The 20,794-nt window shown below is 40.4% G+C and carries 15 protein-coding genes and 1 tRNA gene; 4 read left to right on the forward strand and 12 right to left on the reverse strand.

Going from position 1 to position 20,794, the window contains the following annotated elements; genetic code table 11:
• Window positions 1-39: 39 nt before the first annotated feature.
• Window positions 40-1,092 carry an isopenicillin N synthase family dioxygenase gene (locus NSMS1_RS20185; RefSeq protein ID WP_224086542.1) on the forward strand — a complete coding sequence of 351 codons (1,053 nt, stop codon included), beginning with the start codon at window positions 40-42 and terminating at the stop codon, window positions 1,090-1,092.
• Window positions 1,093-1,185: 93 nt separating this feature from the next.
• Here the strand turns inward: NSMS1_RS20185 and NSMS1_RS20190 are convergent, their stop codons facing one another.
• From NSMS1_RS20190 to NSMS1_RS20235, 10 genes are all read right to left on the reverse strand, one after another.
• Window positions 1,186-2,406: a glutathione S-transferase family protein gene (locus tag NSMS1_RS20190; protein ID WP_224086543.1), complete on the reverse strand. Its 1,221-nt coding sequence runs from the start codon at window positions 2,404-2,406 to the stop codon at window positions 1,186-1,188.
• A gap of 2 nt (window positions 2,407-2,408) precedes the next feature.
• Entirely contained in the window at window positions 2,409-3,065 is a 657-nt protein-coding gene (locus NSMS1_RS20195) for a class I SAM-dependent methyltransferase family protein (protein WP_224086544.1), read from the reverse strand.
• 230 nt (window positions 3,066-3,295) lie between these two features.
• Window positions 3,296-5,623 (reverse strand): DNA helicase PcrA, encoded by a 2,328-nt coding sequence (pcrA, locus tag NSMS1_RS20200; RefSeq protein ID WP_224086545.1) that lies wholly within the window; start codon window positions 5,621-5,623, stop codon window positions 3,296-3,298.
• A gap of 118 nt (window positions 5,624-5,741) precedes the next feature.
• Window positions 5,742-7,466: an ATP-binding protein gene (locus tag NSMS1_RS20205; RefSeq protein WP_224086546.1), complete on the reverse strand. Its 1,725-nt coding sequence runs from the start codon at window positions 7,464-7,466 to the stop codon at window positions 5,742-5,744.
• Between the two features lie 429 nt (window positions 7,467-7,895).
• Complete coding sequence (locus NSMS1_RS20210) at window positions 7,896-8,498, reverse strand: DUF3318 domain-containing protein (RefSeq protein ID WP_224086547.1); 603 nt, start codon at window positions 8,496-8,498, stop codon at window positions 7,896-7,898.
• Between the two features lie 10 nt (window positions 8,499-8,508).
• Window positions 8,509-9,252 (reverse strand): Uma2 family endonuclease, encoded by a 744-nt coding sequence (locus tag NSMS1_RS20215; protein WP_224086548.1) that lies wholly within the window; start codon window positions 9,250-9,252, stop codon window positions 8,509-8,511.
• A 77-nt stretch (window positions 9,253-9,329) separates the two neighbouring features.
• The gene (locus tag NSMS1_RS20220) at window positions 9,330-10,289 is read right to left on the reverse strand and encodes a hypothetical protein (RefSeq protein ID WP_224086549.1); all 960 of its coding nucleotides are present in this window, start codon (window positions 10,287-10,289) and stop codon (window positions 9,330-9,332) included.
• A gap of 3 nt (window positions 10,290-10,292) precedes the next feature.
• A complete protein-coding gene (locus NSMS1_RS20225) occupies window positions 10,293-11,456 on the reverse strand; it encodes a DUF3696 domain-containing protein (RefSeq protein ID WP_224086550.1) in 1,164 nt (387 codons plus the stop codon).
• Window positions 11,453-12,583 carry a DUF262 domain-containing protein gene (locus NSMS1_RS20230; RefSeq protein ID WP_224086551.1) on the reverse strand — a complete coding sequence of 377 codons (1,131 nt, stop codon included), beginning with the start codon at window positions 12,581-12,583 and terminating at the stop codon, window positions 11,453-11,455. Before NSMS1_RS20230 ends, NSMS1_RS20225 begins: the two co-directional genes overlap by 4 nt.
• 167 nt (window positions 12,584-12,750) lie before the next feature.
• Window positions 12,751-13,680, reverse strand: a complete 930-nt coding sequence (locus NSMS1_RS20235; protein ID WP_224086552.1) for a methylenetetrahydrofolate reductase — start codon at window positions 13,678-13,680, stop codon at window positions 12,751-12,753.
• 145 nt (window positions 13,681-13,825) lie between these two features.
• Here NSMS1_RS20235 and NSMS1_RS20240 point away from each other — a divergent pair, with 145 nt between their 5' ends.
• Window positions 13,826-14,068 carry a hypothetical protein gene (locus NSMS1_RS20240; RefSeq protein ID WP_224086553.1) on the forward strand — a complete coding sequence of 81 codons (243 nt, stop codon included), beginning with the start codon at window positions 13,826-13,828 and terminating at the stop codon, window positions 14,066-14,068.
• Between the two features lie 326 nt (window positions 14,069-14,394).
• Window positions 14,395-14,476, forward strand: a tRNA-Leu gene (locus NSMS1_RS20245).
• 282 nt (window positions 14,477-14,758) lie between these two features.
• Here NSMS1_RS20245 and NSMS1_RS20250 read toward each other — a convergent pair.
• Both NSMS1_RS20250 and NSMS1_RS20255 read right to left on the reverse strand, forming a co-directional pair.
• Window positions 14,759-15,256, reverse strand: coding sequence for a hypothetical protein (locus tag NSMS1_RS20250; RefSeq protein WP_224086554.1), 498 nt, complete (start codon window positions 15,254-15,256; stop codon window positions 14,759-14,761).
• 227 nt (window positions 15,257-15,483) lie between these two features.
• On the reverse strand, window positions 15,484-18,264 hold the full coding sequence (locus NSMS1_RS20255; RefSeq protein WP_224086555.1) for a COR domain-containing protein: 2,781 nt from the start codon (window positions 18,262-18,264) through the stop codon (window positions 15,484-15,486).
• A gap of 531 nt (window positions 18,265-18,795) precedes the next feature.
• On the opposite strand from NSMS1_RS20255, the gene NSMS1_RS20260 reads away from it, so the two are divergent.
• The gene (locus tag NSMS1_RS20260; protein ID WP_224086556.1) at window positions 18,796-20,736 is read left to right on the forward strand and encodes an FAD-dependent oxidoreductase; all 1,941 of its coding nucleotides are present in this window, start codon (window positions 18,796-18,798) and stop codon (window positions 20,734-20,736) included.
• Window positions 20,737-20,794 lie beyond the last annotated feature (58 nt).

Raw genomic sequence — 20,794 nt, forward strand, 5'->3', positions numbered from 1 at the left:
TTTAGTTATTAGTCCACTGCTAATTAGGAGAATCTCAGCATGGCAGCCTTACAAATCGTGGACAAAAAGTTTTCACAAGTTCCCATAATTGATATTAGTGATCTGGTTTTTCAAACTAAAAATCCTGATGATAAAACACTAAAAGGTTGTGAGCTAGTTGCAGACAAAATTAGACAAGCATGTCAAGATTACGGCTTTTTCTATATTATTGGACATGGAGTTAATGAACAATTACAACAGCAATTAGAACATCTCAGTCAACAATTTTTTCAACAGGATTTGGCAACTAAATTGAAAATACGTATGGCTCATGGTGGTAGAGCTTGGCGAGGATATTTCCCTGTAGGGAACGAGTTAACATCAGGTAAACCAGACTTAAAAGAAGGTATTTACTTCGGTGCTGAACTAGCAGAAGAACACCCATTAGTAAAAGCTGGTACACCAATGCACGGTCGCAATCTTTTTCCATCGAATATTCATCAATTTAGAGAAATAGTGCTGGCATATTTGGATGCAATGACTCAACTCGGACACATCCTCATGGCAGGTATTGCTCTGAGTTTAGGATTAGAAGAATTCTATTTTGCCAACCGTTATACAAAAGACCCTTTGATATTATTTCGTATTTTTAATTACCCTCCTAATTCATCGTTATCTGGTTCTGAATGGGGTGTTGGTGAACATACAGATTATGGAGTTTTGACTATTCTCAAACAAGATAATATTGGCGGATTACAAGTCAAATCAAAATCTGGTTGGATAGATGCACCCCCTATTCCTAATTCCTTTGTCTGCAACATCGGCGATATGCTCGATCGCATGACTCAAGGACTTTATCGCTCAACACCCCATCGCGTTAAAAACCTCTCAACAAGCGATCGCCTTTCCTTCCCCTTCTTCTTTGATCCCAATTTCCATGTTGAAGTCAAACCCATTGAACTAAAGAATGTAGTAGTCAATGATGATAAAAGCGATCGCTGGGATAAAGCCAGTGTCCACGAATTTCAAGGCACATACGGCGACTACTTGTTAAACAAAGTGTCTAAAGTCTTCCCAGAACTCCGGCAAACAGTGCTTGAGAGTGGGGAGTAGGGAGTAGGGAGTAGGGAGTAGGGGAGCAGAGAAGAAAAAACAACTGTCAAGGTTGGTGAGCGTAGTCGAACCACTGTCAATTGTCAATTGCTCCTAATACACCGATGTCAACAGCCTATCTATCGCCGCGCGGAATGCTGTGGCTGCACCAGCACTCATATCACGAGGCGCACAGATGCGATTTCTGAGATAGGCAAAAGTAATCGCCCCCACAGCAGCGAAGATAGGATCAATATTGCTATTTTTACCACCAGTGCGACCACCCGGTAAATTTTCGCCATTGCCATGAATCAGGTAATCAGCCAGTTGTCGGAGGTGAAAATCAACGGACTCTTTAACTGTGGTAAAGTCACCGTCTGCTGCTAATGCTTGGACTCCAGAATTTTTGATAATATCTGCGATCGCAACTTCTCGGTTATCGCTGAGTCTCTCGGCTGCTTCGGCTCGGTATTGAATATTTTCGCTATCGGCTGCATCTAGAGGTAAGGGATTACCAATCGGTTCTACACCCCAGCGACGACGCAATAGTAAATTGTTAGTAATATTATCAGATTTGACTCTGTGATAAGCAGGGCGTTGATTCAGTGTCTCAAACCAAGCATTAATCCGAGGAAAGCGGGGATTTCCTTTGAGGTGATAGCCTCGATATACAGGTAAGTTAGCTGCCAACCTATCTAAATGAGGGCTATACATAATGTCTACTAAGCTAAATGTACTGACGAAGAAGGGGCCAGGGTACTTAGCTAAAGCTTGCTCAAGTTCATCTAACTTGGCTTCAAATGCTGCTTGTAATTTTGCCAACTCATCAGCGTCGATGGGTGCTTCTCGCAAGAATTTATAGGCAATATCTCTAAAACCGTTAGTCTCTGCTTCATCTACTAACTTTCTAGCAACGGCATTTTCTTCTGGATTTTCTGGTAATAATGCAGGTTGAGGAAAACTTGCTTCTAAAGCTAAAAGAATATCTTTGGATTCATATATTAAGTTCCCCTCAATTCTGGCAGCCGGGACAAGAGTTGTGGGAACTAAGTCTGTGTACCATTTGGGTTTATTACTTAAATCAATAAACTCTGTGGCAAAGGGAATTTCTTTTTCTTCTAGAGCAAACCAAACTCGCTCACAAAAGGGACACCAAGAATTAGTATCGCGGTAAAGCAAAACTGATGGTTCTGTGTTTGCTGGGAGTTTGTGTAAACTGCTGGGTATTGGTGCAGTAGAAGGAGCTTGTCCTGGTCTTTTTACTCTACGTGCAGGAGTATGATTTCTCGCAGTTTCTAATAATTCTTCCCAACTTGATAGTGTATGAATAGACATTTTTACCTCGCTCTATTCGGAACGCCAGAAAACACAAATAATTGTTGCTCTTTGGGTTGAGGTAAGTTTTCACCTTGATATCGATGAATACCTACTCCCATATCTCCTGTAGCTGTGAGTTTAAAATTTACTTCTGCAAATTCAGATGCACTTAAAATTCTGCGTACAGTGTCAGAATGAGCTATACCCTGAGAATGTCCGCGAGTCCAAATAACAAAAGCACCTTGTTTACTCAAAAATCTCAAGTTATCTAGCAAGCGGCTGAGTTGTGCTTCATCTGTTAGGTTGCCAAAAACACCGCAAACAATCACAATATCTGCTGGAACTGCACCAACATAGTTAGATGCGATCGTTGCATCACCATTAACGAACTCTATTTGTTTGGCTAAACCCAAGGATTCTATAGTTGCTCGTCCACGTTCTACTAGTTGGGGGTTTAGTTCTACCAGTCTGGCATAAACATCCTTGGCGCGGGGATGATTTTTTAAGGTTCCTAGTAAATCTCGTCCATCTCCAGCACAAACACTTACTACGCGAATAGTGCCATCTGGTGACGCATTTAAGCTATGGGTAATAAATTCCTGCACGATTTCTAGACGCTGCTGCAACCTTGGCTCAGTCTTGTAGAGGTCGTGCCATTCATACCAATCTTTTGGCATAAGCGGTGATTTCCATTTGATGCACGCTGTGTATCCATAAAATACGGTTAATCAATCAAGAAACTGTAGTTTAAGGATGAAGGCAGAGTATCACAGATATTTGTATAAAATCAAGGCTAATTCAGTTGACAGTTGACAGTTGACAGTTGACAGGAGGTTAAATACTTTTACTCAGCACTCATGACTCAGGACTCAGCAAATGATTTAACTGATAACTGATAACTGTTAAATCAATCTACTTTTTGCAGTTGTGCAACTCTAGGATCGATAATCTTCTGCCCCAAACTAGCGAACTTAATCGCCACAGATAGTTTATTACCTGCACCAAAAACGTGTGTTATTTCTCCAATACCGAAGGTTTTGTGTAAAACTCTATCGCCTACTTGCCAATCGTTAGCAGATGTTTGTTTACCATTGCTTGTTGAGGCTGATTTAGTATAAGCTTGGCGGACTTTGTGTTGCGTTGTTAATAATTCTGCGGGTAGTTCGTCGAGAAATTGCGATCGCAATGCGGGTTCTCTGGAACCATACAAGCGGCGTTCACGGGCAAAGGATAGATATAAGCGTTCTTGGGCGCGGGTAATGCCCACATAACACAGGCGGCGTTCTTCTTCCAAAGCTGCGGGATCATTCATAGAACGGTAGTTGGGGAATAGTCCCTGTTCTAAACCTACTAGGAAGACTACAGGAAACTCCAAACCTTTAGAAGCGTGCAGAGTCATGAGAGAAACGGCTGTTTGTCCTTCCTTGAGGTTATCTAAATCGGAACTGAGGGCTGTACTTTGCAAGAAGGCTGTTAAAGAAACATCTTCGTTTTCTTCTTGAAATTGCAATACGGCGTTGTAAAGTTCCTGCACGTTTTGGATTCTGTCTTCGGCTTCGTCTGTTCCCTGGCTTTGTAAATCCTGCACATAGCTAGAATCTTCTAAAATCCCCATAACTATCTCTGTAACTGGGGTTGTGGCGATTTGTTCTTGCCAACGTCCAATCATTTGGGCAAAACCATTCACAGATTTAGCCGAACGTCCAGCTAAGGTATTAACTGAGGTTTCATCACTCAATATTTCCCAGAGAGTTGTGCCTAATTGTTGAGAAGCGTTGATTAAATTATCGATGGTGGCTTTACCAATACCACGCCTTGGTGTATTTATGACTCGTAATAGACTAACTGTATCAGATGGATTAGCGATCGCTCTTAAATAAGCTATGACATCTTTGATTTCTTTACGGTCATAAAACTTCATCCCACCCACAACTGTATAGGGAATTTGATTTCTGACTAACAATTCTTCAAAGGGGCGAGACTGGGCGTTAGTACGATAAAGAATTGCAAAACTACCCCAGTTCAATTCAGGGTTTTGATGTTCTAATGTACGAATTTGCCTAATAACAAAATCAGCTTCTTCTAATTCATCATCTGCCTTGTGACAATAAATTTCTTCCCCAGCCCCCCGCGTTGCTTTGAGGATTTTATCTATTCTCTGGGTATTATTTTCAATTAGTTCGTTCGCCGCTTGGAGAATGTTTTCACAAGAACGATAGTTTTCTTCTAACTTCACCATCGTCCGCGTATCTTCATCTGGCAAACCATCACCGAAATCATTTTGAAATTCCAACAAGATGGTAAAATCTGCCATTCTAAAACTATAAATAGATTGGTCAGCATCACCCACAACAAATGCTGAACGATTTTGCCAATTCCATTCACTCTTTCTATCTTCACCGTTTGTTACTAACAGACGAATTAAATCGTATTGAGTACGGTTAGTATCTTGATATTCATCCACAAGGATATGGCAGAACTTGCGATGCCAATAACCTAAAACTTGCTCATTTTGTTGAAATAAGCGAGTAGGAATTAAAATTAAATCATCAAAATCTAGGGCATTATTTTCTGCCAGTTTATCTTGATAACGATTATAAACATCCGCAATTACTCTACCCCGATAATTAGGTTGGTCTTTTTCAAACTCTTGGGGTGAAAGACCTTGGTTTTTGGCATTACTAATGGCATAGCGTACAGAACGGGGTTCAAATTTCTTATCGTCTAAATTTAATTGCTTTGTAACGATTTCTTTAATAATACCCTGCACATCAGATTCATCAAAAATAGAAAAGTTGCGATTCCATTGTCGTCCTTTTTCATCTTGATATTTTTCAATATCAAAGCGGAGAATCCGAGAGAATAGACTGTGGAAAGTACCACACCATAAGTCTTTGATGATATCTTTGTAAACGCGCGATCGCAGTTTAGTTTGGTCATATTCTGGCAACAAATCTAACCGCGTCCCATGTTCTGACAGCGCCAACTGTTCAGCAAATAAACGTTGAATACGTTCTTTCATTTCCCGCGCAGCTTTATTGGTAAAAGTCACCGCCAGGATATTGTCCGGCGCGACGCGATGCTTGAGAATTAAATTAGCAATGCGGTAAGTCAGCGCTCGTGTTTTACCAGAACCAGCGCCAGCAACAACTAACAATGGGCCGCAATAATGTTCGACGGCTTGGCGTTGGCTGGGGTTAAGATGGCTGAGAAAGTCAGTAGTCACATTAGTCATTAGTCAATAGTCCATAGTCATTAGTTAGGAGGCAGGAGGTAGAAGGCAGAATAACATCTGACTCAGCACTCTGCACTCAACACTCCCTCATCTCCCTCATCTCCCCCACTCCCCACCTTTAACCATGCTCCTGGAGTGGTAAATAAACAGTGAAAGTAGAGCCAACTCCTAGTTGACTGTTGACGAGAATTTCGCCTCCCATCATGTTACAGAAATGACGGCTAATTGCTAAACCTAAACCCGTACCGCCATATTTTTTTGTAGTTGAGGTGTCGCCTTGAGTAAAGGGTTGGAATAACTGTTGTTGTTGAGATAGGGACATCCCAATACCTGTGTCCTTGACTGTGAATGTAATTACGCCAAGGGAAGCTGCTGAGGGGTCTTGTTTATCTATTTTGACAGTCAGTATTATTCTACCGTTTGTGGTAAACTTAGCAGCATTACTTAACAAGTTTAACAATACTTGCCGCATCCTGGTCTGATCTGCGTACATTTTACCCAGGTTCTTATCACAGTATATTTCTAAAATGTTGCCATTTTTTTCTATGGCAGGTTTGACTGTTAAGACAACATTATGAATAAGTGTGGCAATCTCAAATGTCTCTGGATAAAGCGTCATTTTACCCGCTTCAATCTTCGACAAGTCGAGGATATCGTTAATTAATTCCAGTAGATGTCTACCAGCAGAGTTGATGGTTTCTAAATCTCCTATGAAGTCTTCTGATAAATTGATATCGGCTGCATCGTCTTTGAGAAGTTGGCTTAAGCCAATCACCGCGTTTAAGGGTGTACGTAGTTCATGACTGACATTGGCGAGAAAGATACTTTTTGCCTTGCTGGCGGCTTCGGCTAGTTCTTTGGCTTGTTCTAATTCTTTGGTACGTTCAGATACACGCTCAATCAAACGATTGAGGGACTTTGCTAATAAACCAATTTCGTCTTCTGTGGTAACGGGGGCGCGTAAGTCAAAGTTATGTTTGCGGGCTACTTGTTCGGCTACTTGGGTGACAGTAATTACTGGTTCAGCGATCGCACGACTGGTGCGCCATGCGACAATGGCAGCGATCGCCACTGATACCAACATACTCGCCATCACGATTAATCTTTCAACGCTTTTAGCTTCCTCAACATCCTTTTGCCGGATACTTTCTCTTAACTCAGCAGTTTGTAAGATGTTGGATAACTTTCTCGATAGCTCATCTAAGCGTGTGGCTGTGTCACCACGCATTATCTCTAGTAATCTTCCCCGGACTTGGGCTGCTTGTTGGGGTGGTACAGGCTGCTGAATATCTATTAAAATATCATCTATTTGCTTGACGTAAGATTCCAAATAAAATCTGTAGTCCTGTAATAACGCCTGTAAATTGGAACTAGTTGCAGCTAAGTCCTTTGGTCTGCTATCAATAAATTTAAAGATTTTTGGCTCTAATGCCTTAGCTCTATCTACATTCTTGATGAACTCTGCTTTTTTAATTGGTAGACGTTGCGGATCGTCTAAAAAAGCCACAATGTTAGAACTATGCAGTTGCGCCCCGACAACAGCATCTTTGTAATCGTTTAATAACTGTCTTTGTTCTTGAGCTTGATTAAATATCCTGACTTCTCTACCTCGGTAGTAGTTAGCAATTACCAAGCCAGTTAGAGAGCCAAAAAAGCCAATCCCAATTGCCACAAAATATCCGTACCCGATTTTTTGATGGATACGCCAAGAACTTGCCTTGAGTTTCCCGCGTGAGGGAAATTCTATCGTTGGGAGTTCGTCTGTTGATGTTGATGGCTCTTCTAGTGACACTTCTTTGCTGTCTGAACTGCTGTCAACAGGGATTGGCTGTTGAGTTTGCATTCCTCAATTCTCCTTACCCTCCCGCAAGAATTACTAAATAAACTCCATTTGTATAAATACTACAAATGTGGATAAACACTTATATTAGCTTATCTAATAAAAATATAAGTAATAGCCTTTAGATAATTCTCATGACTTGATTGAATTTGTGTAGTTTTGATATGAATGTTTACATGGTGAGTGAACACCAAATAACAAACATTTCGTCTATTGCGTAGTAGTTTCCCTGATTGCAGATCAGAGTCTAGTTAGTGTAGCGGGGCGTTAGCCAATGCTAAACAAAGAACACTAATTGCTAGTCTCTAACTCGTAACATATTTTTTATAGGCGACGCTGGAGAAAAATTTTCAGCGATCGGTTTCTATTCTAGATGACAAACCAGTGTAATAACCAGTAATTTAGTGAAAGTGTTAAGTAAGGTTAGCCGTATTACTTAAACCCCTCTGGTACACCCACCGATGACAAGCCAGCGATCGCTCGTAAATTTTGGCAACGAATCAACGCGATAAAATCCAAGCTGGAACGCCCCTCTATTTTAGCTACAGCCTCAGTCGCCGATAATAAATGCCCTGCTGCTTCAGCTTCAGAATAACCACGGCGTTGAGCGACTTTAAGGGCGACTGTATCAGCGTTGAGTTCAGCATCTTGAGATTTGTTGCTACGCCAAATCCGCAATAGAGCAAGTGTACTTAGTCCGCCTGCGATCGCCACACCCACCACATCAGACTGGGCTGACTCTACCAGTCCACCCAAAAGCCCAGCTAACACCACACCCTGATAGATATCTGGTTTAAACCACTTGACTCCTGTTAACCAAGCCACTTTTTGCAGTATCAATAAATCTCGTTGGGGTTTTGTCAACCGCCCCCATAAATCAAAGTTGATATATATTAACTGTTCCTGATTCCAGGGTAAAGGAAAAACAGTCTCAATTATCTGAGCTTGTTCTGGTTTGCTGACAATTTTAATCGTCATTCTCCCAGAAGCAGGCATTACCTCAAATAAACGGCGGATTTCAAGATTTGGCTCCATAAATCAAAACCTAAGCTTCTGGTTCAACGCCGAGCGATCGCAATTGTGCAATCAGGCGATCGTTTCTTTGACGCTCCTGTTCAGCCCGCTGATGCTCCTGTTCTGCTCTTTCTTCTCCTGTCAGCAACAAATTACCCTGCAAATCCCACCAGCGTAACCACGGTAAATCCATATTCTGGTATTGTCCCTGCCATATACCTAACTCAACACCTAAAGGATGTATAGGATAGTGTCCGCGTTCATTTGCTGCCAATAATTGATACTGTCCATCAATGAGGTGATAAACTTCTACACTGGCTTTGTTGACTTCATAAATGCCATAAAAAGCCGGATGAATTACTTGTTCATAAATCCAAAATTTACCCTTCAAAGGGGTTTTGTCTCTTTCTTCACTACCATCACCAGAGACAAATTCTAAAGCAATTAATGGGGAAATAAACTCTCGCCACAACACATAAGACCTGCGAGTTTGCCCATCAAGCAAGGGCGGTACATTTGGTACATAAAACCAGTCTGGTGCTTCTGCGCCTTTTTCTGGGGGGTCAGTTAAACGCCAGTAGATACCGCTATCCTGACCTATGCAGTATTGTCCATCGGGATGGCGTTGTTGCAATACTGGTTTGATAGAGTCCGTGAGTAAAACGCTTTGGGGATGTTCCTGAAAGTTTTTCACAAATGTACCATCCGACTCTGGTAGCTGCGTATGGTCGGGGAATGGGATGAGGTCGGTTGCGGGGTTGGTTGCAGAGGTCATAAGACTACCTTTGCAGGGTAATGGGTTGTTTTTTAGTTTAGCAATGAAAGTGAAGAGGGGCGAGTAAATTCTTTGTACTAAGTTTTATATTTCACAGTAGGAAGATGACGACCAATATAGCCAATAATTACTTTTCCTGGTTCTTTTGGAAAGAAGTGAATTCGCCAGTTACAAAATTTTAATTTAATATGTCTCTCAAATAAACGTTGTTCACCATCTGGACAAAGAAATATTCTTTCATTTTTATATTTATTAAGAGTTGCTTCACTTTCTCCAGACTCATCAAGAGCATAATCTTTTAAACTAAATGATCCAGTTTTCCAGTTCTCTGTACATTGTTGAAGCTCACGCAATGTTTTTAAGATAGGCTGAAGCTCTAACTGTCTAGTGCGAATATTCTTTAACTGCTTCCCCAGAACCTCACAAAATTCTAAGTTGGGAAATAATTCTTTTTTCCGATCCCACATATCTTCGCCATCAAGAACGATGTCACGAATACGCTTTTGTATCCATTCTTTATGTTCATTAGCATGATGGCTGTAGCTAGAGTGTAGAATCTCTAAAATTTCATGAACTATTTCCTCATTTTCATTAAGTTGTATTGTATCAATTTCTATATTGCTACAATTCCAGCATTGTTCTGAGTTAAAACTTATTGCTATGGTATCAAGCAAATGAGCAATACCAAGTCCAATTGCTAGTTCTCCCTGATAATAAAATTCGCATAAGCCAGTATTATTTTCAACATCTTTAATATCAGAATTGTCTATATCTATCGATAAGGGAGCTTTTGTTGCAAGAGCTTTTATAAAACCTCCTTCTCTTTGATCAGCATCCTTAAACCAACGAGCTACAGGGTAATTAGGTGCAAGCATGATTGTATGAAACTTATCTTTAGAGCGAAGGTTAACCTTAACACCCTGTGCCGTAAAAGCTTTAATAGTATTAATTAATTCAGACATCCATTGTTGTGCTATTCGCTCATTTGGTGCTAGATGTCGTAGGGATAGTTCATTTAATATTAAATCAAGCTCCACACACTAATCTCCGGCAGCAGGTTCTAACAAAGCATCTAGACTTTTTTCCCATTCATCAAAAAATCCATCAGGCCATCGGTCAATTCTACCGTCTCGATCAATACGTGGTGAAACTACTTTTGTGTATACCTGTCCCTGTTTTTCTTCACGTTGAAGGTAATGTAATTGCACGTCTTCTGGTTTAAGCTTACCATCATGAACAGCAAGACGAATCCCATTTAAAACATGATCACTATGAGTTTCTATCACCACTTGAACACCGCAACTAGCAGCAATTGCTAACAATTCGCCCATTTTAGCTTGTCCTCTGGGATGAAGATGAGCCTCTGGGTTTTCAACTAGAATTAGTGTATCAGGTTCAGAAGCGAGTACTGCCACAATGATTGGCAAAGTATAAGTAATACCAAAACCAACATTAGTCGCACGGTAAGGGTTACTATCTCCATACGCGCATTGCAAATTTATCAAATCCATATCTGGGTTTGATTTTATCCTGATGCGTGTACCTGGGCTAATTTCTCCCATCCACGCTTCCACTTGATCTATTAAAGCTAGTGATTTTTCTTCTGGATCGTCGTCTTGTGGCTGTGAACTTTTTACCTCCGGGTGACTTAATTTTTGATTAGCAATAGGTTTCTTCTCATTAACTGCAAGAAAATTTAATGTATATTCACATCTAGCGCCCAGTGTTCCGAGTAATTGAACTTTGTCATATGACATTTGATTAAATGCTCTTGGCCCTATACGCTCTGCCTCAATATAATGAAAATTTTGATTAAAAAGACTGGACAATTCATATACTTTATCATCTACAAACTCTGAAGTAAGATGTAAAAAATTTGCTCCTATATCTTCTTCTTCATTTTTAAATTTCCATATACTTTTCGTGCCATTTTTCCAATAAATTTCAAATACTAACTCATCTTGTTTAGATGCACCCTCAAAAATAGCATCTTTAGCTGTACCAATATTAATTAAATCACCATTAAGTACCAAACCTTTTTCTAATAACGAGCCTTTTTGATAAGACTGCCTTAATAATAATAATGCTTGTAAAACAGAAGATTTGCCTGTGCTGTTAAGTCCAGATAAAAGGGTGAGTGGTCTGAATATAAGAGATTGATTTTGAAAAGGTTTAAAATTTGTGATCGTCAGGGAATCAATCATAAAAGTACCTTCTGAATAATTGTCTCTATAGTACTAAATCTATACTGTACTCTTTCTGCTGCCTGAGATATGGATTCTAGAAATAATTTATCATTACTTACATATTCTTTAAATATATTGATTAATTCTTCCTTTTTGTCTATCAAAACTTGAATTTCTTCGTCACTCAAGTTACTCAAAATTACTGACCAAGATTCAAATAGAGCTTTATTTATAGGAAACTGCTTCTTTTGGGAATTAGATATTTTACGAAAGGCATTTTTACCAAATATGTTCCAAGCAGCTACCATTGTTCTTCTAAAATTATCTTCAATTTTATTTAACTCTGCTTCAGAGAGTTTATTTGTTTTAGATAGTGCTTTCCTTAAAAAAGTATCTCTATTGCCAGCATAATTTTTATAAGGAGTCAAAGTAAAGGCTAGGAAACCTAGTATAAACTCCCGATCATCCATACGCATTTTTCGGTCATTTCCAAGCTTAACTACCTGCTGAAATTTTGAATCTGCCGCCAGGCGAGTTAAAAATTTTGTTCCTTTACCAGGATTAAGTGCATGACGTAATTCTTGAGGAGATAAAGCAAGACCTCCTGTATTAATTCGTTTAAAAATATTATATTTAATTTCTGGAGGTGTCCCTTTTTCGATCAAATATACCGTCAGTTGAGTTTCTTCAAGACGGCGTTGGTATCTGCGCTCAATTTGATCGAAAGTTTTATCTTCCAGATTGGTAAGATACTCTAATCCAGATAGTTTGAGTTTCTTGTCGAGAATAAAGCGCTTGAGTGCAAACAGACGCTGTAATCCATCGACTACTAACCATTTATCTTCATTCGTAGCATCTATATAAAATGCTGGTATGGGGATGCGGATAATAATAGATTCTATTAGTCTACTTTGAGCATCTTCTTTCCATACATTCGCATGACGTTGGAAATCAGGTGCTAAATCAAGGGCTTCTTCATTGATTCTTTTTAGCAATAACTCTATTGTAGGTTCCCTGGTTACAATATTAATTTTTTCAGGATCATACTGGAAAGTAATTTTTTCCTCTTGCTCTTCATCATTTTCTTCTTCTTCTAAAATTTCTTCATCAGCTAATTCTGGATTTTGGTTATTAAAATCTGCCATTTGGCTTACTCCTTAGAATGAACATATATTTATTCAGCTAATATCGATTTTTGGTATTATTACATCAACAAATGGGGATTTTTAACTTAGCTGTTTCCATTTTACTATCTCCCTAAATGGTAGAGACGCAAAATTTTACGCCTCTACCTAGCTAGTCTGTTACTGGCTTACCTGACCAACACCTGATTAACAGGCGCAACACCAGCCAAGTCTAAAATTTGGGGAATCAAATCTTCCCGCTTGACAGCCATCATGTGGACACCATGACACAATTGACGCGCTGTCTGTACTTGTTCGGCGGCAATTTTGACACCTTCTTCTAATGGGTCTTTGGCTTTTGCTAATCTATTAATAATGTGTTCGGGTATATTGACACCCGGAACGCACCTATTAATAAATTGGGCATTTTTTGCCGATTTTAATAAGAAAATTCCTGCCAAAATCGGCTTATTATAGGCAGAAGCTATCTTATCCATGAACTTTTCTAGTTTTTCAAAATCAGTGATTAATTGACTTTGAAAAAATTGCGCTCCGGCTTCTATTTTGCGTTCAAATCGGCTTTGTAAACCTGACCAACTCCCACATTGCGGATCTACCGCCGCACCGACAAATAAATCGGTAGCGCCATCGGTCAAAGGTTTATCGTTGCAATCAACACCTTGATTCATTTTGCGAATCAGTTGTAATAGTCGCACGGCTTCCAAATCAAAGACGGCTTTAGCTTCGGGATGGTCGCCTGCTTTTACTGGGTCGCCAGTCAAAGCTAAAATATTACGAATACCCAAGGCATGAGCGCCCATGAGGTCGGCTTGTAATGCAATACGGTTGCGATCGCGGCAAGCAATCTGACAAATTGGTTCAATACCCTGTTGCAGCAAAATCGCCGATGCTACCAATGAAGACATCCGTAACACCGCACGGCTACCATCGGTAATATTGACAGCATGAACTCTCCCCTTAAGAGTCGCCGCCATTTCAATCATGTGAGTAGGATTTCCCCCTTTCGGTGGTGCTACCTCGGCGGTAACTAGAAATTCCCCCGCTTGCGCGGCTTTACTGAAATAATTCAAAGCAGTATAGCTATGGTTATTGTCCATAACGTGATTTTGTTTGTTCTTTCTAAGGGTATAACGAATGACACATGAAAGAACAAGGGGGAGAGTGGGGAGATGATGGCTTTAAAGGGCAGGTTTTTTGAAGTAAGCAGATGTTAAGATAAACGATCATGGCAAAAAGCATGTCATGAGCAAAGATTTGGGATTTAACAGTTGGATTGCGATCGCTAGCCAAAAACTACCTCACCTAAGTCAAACAATTTTAGATTTTGGATTGACGATTTTGGATTTACTGCACCCACAAGGGGATGCAGCTTGGAAATTTTGGATTGACGATTGCGCGATTTGTTCCGCCACGCCACTTCTCTCAAGTCGGGAAACCCGCCCACGAGAGTGGCTCCACCAGGGGCTGGGCTTGAACCAAAAATAATCCAAAATCCAAAATTTAAAATCTAAAATTAGTACGGTCAACTACAAGCGAAAGTTTTGGCAATGTGGAGTTTTGGGATAGGAATGATGCAATCAACAGGTCTAACAAAAGTAGCAGTGTTTTTAGCACAACTGCTAAGTGAACAAGAAAACACAGTCCGGTAGAGATGACGAGAATGGTATCGAGATGCAAAGGATAAAAAAGGTAGTCAAGGACAACAAATAGATGTGACAAAGTGCTTTGCACCCTTATTAGCCTTTTTTATTAAAGTTGACAAAATCAAAGAATTAAGTAACAATTAGAAATTGTCGATATGCAAACCGCAAGCGGAACTGGCGGAATTGGCAGACGCGCTAGATTCAGGTTCTAGTGCCGCAAGGCTTCCGGGTTCAAGTCCCGGGTTCCGCATGTATCAGTGTTGAGTAATGAGTTCTGGGTGCTGAGTTTTTCAAAATTTAGGACTCAGGGAGAGAAATGGACATCTCCAAAATAGTGTATTTTGTGGTAAAAGAACATCAGGGTAAGTTTTTTAACACAAAAAGATGAGTGAGATACTGAAGTACATTGAAGAAAATTCTAAAGAAACACGAGGTTAATAGGTCTAGAATTTTCTGCTATATTACCTATTACTAACAAAGTAACCGTATCACAGGCAATTAGCCTCAATTGATATGGTAATAATATCAATTTTTAGTTAGCGATCGCCCACCTAACATAAGGTCGAGAAGTAGCTACAGTTTTATAAGTAATTTGCCTTCCGGGTTCAGTCATATTCCGTAAATCTACACGGAAATACGCTTTTTTATTCTTAAACTCTACATTGTAGAATCTATATTGCGGTGAGCGTGCTTGACCAACACAAGAAGCATAATTACTGCGTAAAGGCGCAACAAATTCTACAAAACGCTGATCAGTTGATGCAACTAGCTGTGCTTTATCTGCAAAGGCTGTAGTATTTGCCACTACTGTATGTTCTGCACCACCTTCATAGGGTAAACCTATCCACCATAGTCCAACTGTTTGCGGACAGCTTCCACTGGTGCGCTGCACTTGAAGGTTGATATTGGGCGAAAATTGCGGCCCTGGTGCTGGCTGTGCTGTAGCAGTGATACTATAGGCGATCGCACCTACGCTAAATATTGGGGCTAAAATCTTGCCCATTTTAATTGATTGCACCCAGTTTTTCATGTACTTTAGTCTAGCCAAATCATTCTTATAATATTGACTTTGCTAGTTGTATAAAAGTGTCCAAAAGTCAGAGATAAAAAGTCCTGTAATTTCTTAGAAAAATAAATCTAAAAGCCTTTACCAAACAATAAAACATTCTGCTAGATAGCGAATTATCTATTAAAACCTCTGCGTCCCTCTGCGCTAACCTCCGCGCCCCTCTGCGTTAAAAAAATATCTCATCTAACTTAAGAAACAAAAGGAATCAAGCGCCCAAAATATGAAACAGGCTTAGGCGGAGTTGGATTTTCAGATGGTGGAATACCATAGAAAAATAGGAATAATACCAGCACAAAAGCTGCAAACGCCCCAGTAGCTTTAATAGAACTTTTATTTAAAGGTACTTGTGCTTCTAATCCCAAAGTCCCAGCAAATAAATAACCTGCTACTCCCGCAAATGAGGCAGCTAAAAACCTGACTATTGCTAGAGTACCGGATTCCATCGCTCTGGGGTAGAGTACAAGAATAACAAACACCAGCAAAACTACTAAAGCCATACCCAGCGCTATACCTCGTTCAGCAGGTGAGTGTTGTGGCGATGGTTTGGGTGGTTCTGGTTGTGGTGGTGGTTCGCTCATAGGATTTTCCGGGGTATGGGGTTTACGTCGTCGTTCTCGCTCTGCTGCTGATTCTATGCCATCTAAAAGTTCTTTAACACTGATTTTTTGCGGATTCGGGCCGGGGGGAATGAAGCTAGTTTCGCCTAAATCTTCCAATTTTCGCAAATATTCATAGTCCACCACTATATTTGGTTGGTTGGGGAGGGGTACTACCTCTTTTGCGTTTAACCCTTTGATTGTTTTATGAATAGCATCAAACTGAGAACGAATCATTGCTAATAGTTCCCTTCTTGTAGAGAGGGAACCATCAATGGAGATGAAAATTTTCCGGTCTTCTCTATCACTTTTGATTAACGCACGGTTGTCTTGATATCTCAATACAATACCACTACGCCACCAAGTTCTTTGAGAGTGGTGGTGCATCCGTACAATAAAGCGCGAGATAATACTGGTGGGCAATACATTGTAATGATACTGGAAGGCTAAAACATCTTTCCACTTACCTGTATCAAGTTCTTCCTTGGGTAGCAAGTCGGGGATAAGAAATCTACCATCCTCCAAGGGAAAACAAAGTTCAAACTTCTGCATCATATCGACGATGAACAATTGCTTTTTTTGGGGATAGCGGGGGTCATTAAGAATACGGTTTAGTTCAGCACTATCCATCATGCCTTGATGCTTGGTTAGCAGTCGATTATCGTTGAGGATTTTATAGACAGCGTTTGTCATCCATTCTGGATTTAACACTCCCATCTCTGCTAAACGGCGATCGTCGGAAAAGTTGAGAATAATACCCAGTCGATGTAGAAGTTCAATTAGGGTAGTTTGACTAGTAGTATTAGCAATTTTTTCATCCTCACACAACTTTTCGTAATCACTGTAGGGAATATAATCTTTTTTTAGTTGTTCTAGGTGGGTTTTAACTTGAAACCAACTTTTGGGCAGTGGATCGTGAATATGTTCTAAATCAGCAATTTGTTCGGTGATAGCTGACCGCAATTTATCCAGTCCTCTGCCATCTTGACAAGAGACAGGGACAATATCTTTAATGTTAGGGTATTTTTTACCTAGTCCGGCTTGGTCGAGGTCTAGGGGATGTTGGTCAATCTTATTACCAACAATAATGATAGGGGAATCGCCTCCAAAACTTTGAATAATTTGTAGCCAGTATTCGAGTTCATTTTGCCGTTCATCTATACGTGCATCAATTACTAACAAGTAAAGGCTACGTTTGGTCAGAAAAAACTGATGAGTGGCGTGCATAATTTCCTGTCCACCAAAGTCCCACATATTGAGGCGGATAGACTGGTCATTGACGGAAATCTGCCAGTTTTTAATATTGATACCTTCGGTTTTGCGCTCTTGGGAGTCGTAACTATTTTCAATCAGTCGCTTAACAAGAGAGGTTTTGCCTACACTGCCTTGTCCTACCAGCAGTACCTTAGCTTCATTGAGGGGCTGTTGCTCCTCCGCTTGCAGAGAGAAATAGTAGTTGAGAATATTGGATGGTTCACCTAAGTTATCCCATGAACTTCCTAAAATTTCCGGTGGTATCTGCAAGTTAGCATTGCCATCACCGCGCAAATCTAACTTTTTGAGTTTAGTTAGTAGCTGTATTTGCGACGGCAGATTCATCAATTGATTATTTTCGAGATCCAGGGTTTCTAGATTGGTAAGTTGACCAATCACTGCTGGCAGCGTTATCAGTTGATTATTGCTGAGGGAAAGCTCGTTGAGATTGGAAAGTTGACCAATCACTGCTGGCAGCGTTGTCAGTTGATTGTCTCTGAGGTCAAGCCACCAGAGGCTGGTAAGTTGACCAATCTCTGCTGGCAGTGTCGTCAGTTGATTGCCACTGAGGTCAAGCCCTCTGAGGTTGGTAAGTTGACCAATTACTGCTGGCAGTGTCGTCAGTTGATTGCCACTGAGGTCAAGCCCTCTGAGGTTGGTAAGTTGACCAATTACTGCTGGCAGCGTTGTCAGTTGATTGTCTCTGAGGTCAAGCGTGCTGAGGTTGGTAAGTTGACCAATCTCTGCTGGCAGCGTTGTCAGTTGATTGCCACGGAGGTCAAGGCTGCTGAGGTTGGTAAGTTGACCAATCTCTGCTGGCAGCGTTGTCAGTTGATTGCCACGGAGGTCAAGGCTGCTGAGGTTGGTAAGTTGACCAATCTCTGCTGGCAGCGTTGTCAGTTGATTGCCACGGAGGTCAAGCCTGCTGAGGTTGGTAAGTTGACCAATCTCTGCTGGCAGCGTTGTCAGTTTATTTTCACTGAGGTCAAGGCTGCTGAGGTTGGTAAGTTGACCAATCTCTGCTGGCAGCGTTGTTAAGCCTTTGCCAGAAAGGTCTAATGTTGTGGCGTTGTCTCTGGCGGCTTGTTTGATGATTTGCAGCAGTTCTTCGTTGGTCATAGGTAGGGTTCCCAGCCAGTTAATGTCTGAGGCACAGATGATGATGCGTATTTACACCACCAAGAGATAGAGTTATTGAATAATTTAGCGTATATTAGCGGTTGCGTTATATCGATATGGAATATCTCAATAATTCAAGTTCTGAACAGTAAAATTGCAGGTAAAAACAGATAAGGTTAGTTGGGGAAAAATGAGCGGACTAATTAATATCCCCAAATCTTCTCAAAAGTCAGGGATACAATTTTTCATCTGTTAAGCCCAGTTACGCACGACAACAATTTTTAGACTGCATTTTTCAGAAAAATCATCATCTAGAGAACCAAAACGCTATCAACCCAACTCTCGTAAATCTCGTACACCAGCAAAGTTATCATCAGGAATAACGCCAAACCATTGACAATTTTCTTGATTCTGCAAAAATAAGTGCGTTTAGTATTAACCATGATTAGGGGATAAACCTCCCAAAATTTACTGATTCGTTACCATAGTTTTACGGCAGTTTTTCATTGTGAAGAGTTAGTTTTGTAACCAATGAGTTTATTACCTAATTTGCCAGAATCTACCAATGTTTCCCGGCGCACCCTACTTAAAGTGTTTGGAGTTGGTGCAGTTGCAGGAGTAACTGGATACTCCAGGTTTAGCAAGCCAAAACCAACCGTATTTCAAAAAGATACCTTAAATTTGCCACGGTTACTGAATCAAGCAAAAAGTGTTGTCGTGATTGGAGGAGGTTTGGCGGGTTTAGCTTGCGCGTATGAATTGAGTCAACGGGGGTTTGCAGTCACATTAGTAGAAAAGTCTCCCCAACTGGGTGGAAAAATCGCCAGTTGGCAAATAGAAGCTGCTGGCGAAACTTTCATGATGGAACATGGCTTTCATGGTTTTTTTCCCCAATACTACAACTTGAAAAGTATAGTTGCAGAACTGGGAATAAAAGAGAATTTTCAATCACTCAACTTTTATTCGGTGGTTTATCGTGGAGACAAGTACAAACCAGAAGTATTTCGTCCCAGCCATTCCGCCTTCCCTTGGAATATTGTAGACTTAGCGATCGCTTCTCCCAACCGCTTCCAATGGGGGATTAATTTAACTAAAATCAAGCACTTACAAGTATTTCAAGCCATCACAGGTTTTCAGCGCGACAAGAACTATCAACGCTTTGACAATATTTCTGTTGCTGACTGGGTGGAAACGGAATTTCCCCAAGGTTTATATGACTTATATTTTCTCCCCTTTGCTAAATCCAGCTTGAATGCACCAGATGTTATGAGTGTAGGGGAACTCATGCAGTTCTTCCATTTTTACTTTTTTGGCAACCCAGAAGGACTAGCTTTTAATGGTACGAAAGATGATATGGGTACAAGTTTAGTCCAACCCATTGCTATGAGTGTGAAAGATAACGGTGGTAAAATTATCACCGATGCTACAGTCAGCGAAATTATCGCTGAAGATGGAAAAATTAAAGGCTTAAAATATTATGTCGGTAGTAATCAAAATGATGTACCTTTTTGGGTAAAACGTAACTCAGTTATTACCGACACAAAAACAGAATACTTTGGAGCAGCAGATGAAGTATTCGCTTTAGAATCTGGTAACGAAACAGCAGTTTCTTTAACTTGTACTCATCAAGGTTGTACTGTCAAAAAATCAGCAAATGGTAACTTCCTTTGTCCTTGTCATGGGGCAGAATTTACTGCTGATGGTAAAGTCATAAAAGGCCCAGCCAAGCGCGATTTACAAAAGTTGCAAGTTGTACAGAAACAGCATGATGAATTACAACTAGTAGCTACAACTAATAATGCACCTTTACCTGAGACAATTAGCGCAGATTATTATGTATTTGCAACTGATGTGCCTGGGGTACAACAGTTATTTAAGCAGATGAATGGTGATGTAGATTCTACAGTGCGATCGCAAGTCGAAAAGTTAAGCATTGCTGATCCTTTTGCTGTGTGTCGTTTCTGGTTTGATCAAGATTTTGAGTGGGAACAAAGTAATTTTACTTCCCTGTCAGGCTATCAATTAACTGACAGTATCACCTTATATCATCGCATTCAACAACAATTTATCGACTGGTCAAAACGCACTGGTGGTAGTGTGGTAGAGTTACACGCTTATTGTTATAAAGAGAAACAATTCCCCACTCAAGAGGCTTTGTTAACCACCTTTGAAAATGAACTATATGATATAGTTCCTGACTTGAAACATGCAACACTATTACATCGAGAATTGGTGAATCAACATAACTTCTCTGGTTATCCACCAAATAGCTATGAAGAACGCCCCCAAACCAGTACAGCTATTTCTAACTTATTGTTTGCTGGTGATTGGGTAAAAATGCCATTCCCTTGCGGTTTAATGGAACGCGCTGTTAGTAGCGGTTTATTAGCAGCCAATGAAATTATACACCGCGAAGGTTTGCAGAGGCGATCGCTTTTCTCGGTGAATCCAGAGGGACTGTTACAAATTTAGCGAACTTATCCCTAATAGCATTTTACTTTGGGGTGTAGGGGTTTACGAATGATAGACT

The sequence above is a fragment of the Nostoc sp. MS1 genome (assembly GCF_019976755.1).
Taxonomy (GTDB): domain Bacteria; phylum Cyanobacteriota; class Cyanobacteriia; order Cyanobacteriales; family Nostocaceae; genus Trichormus.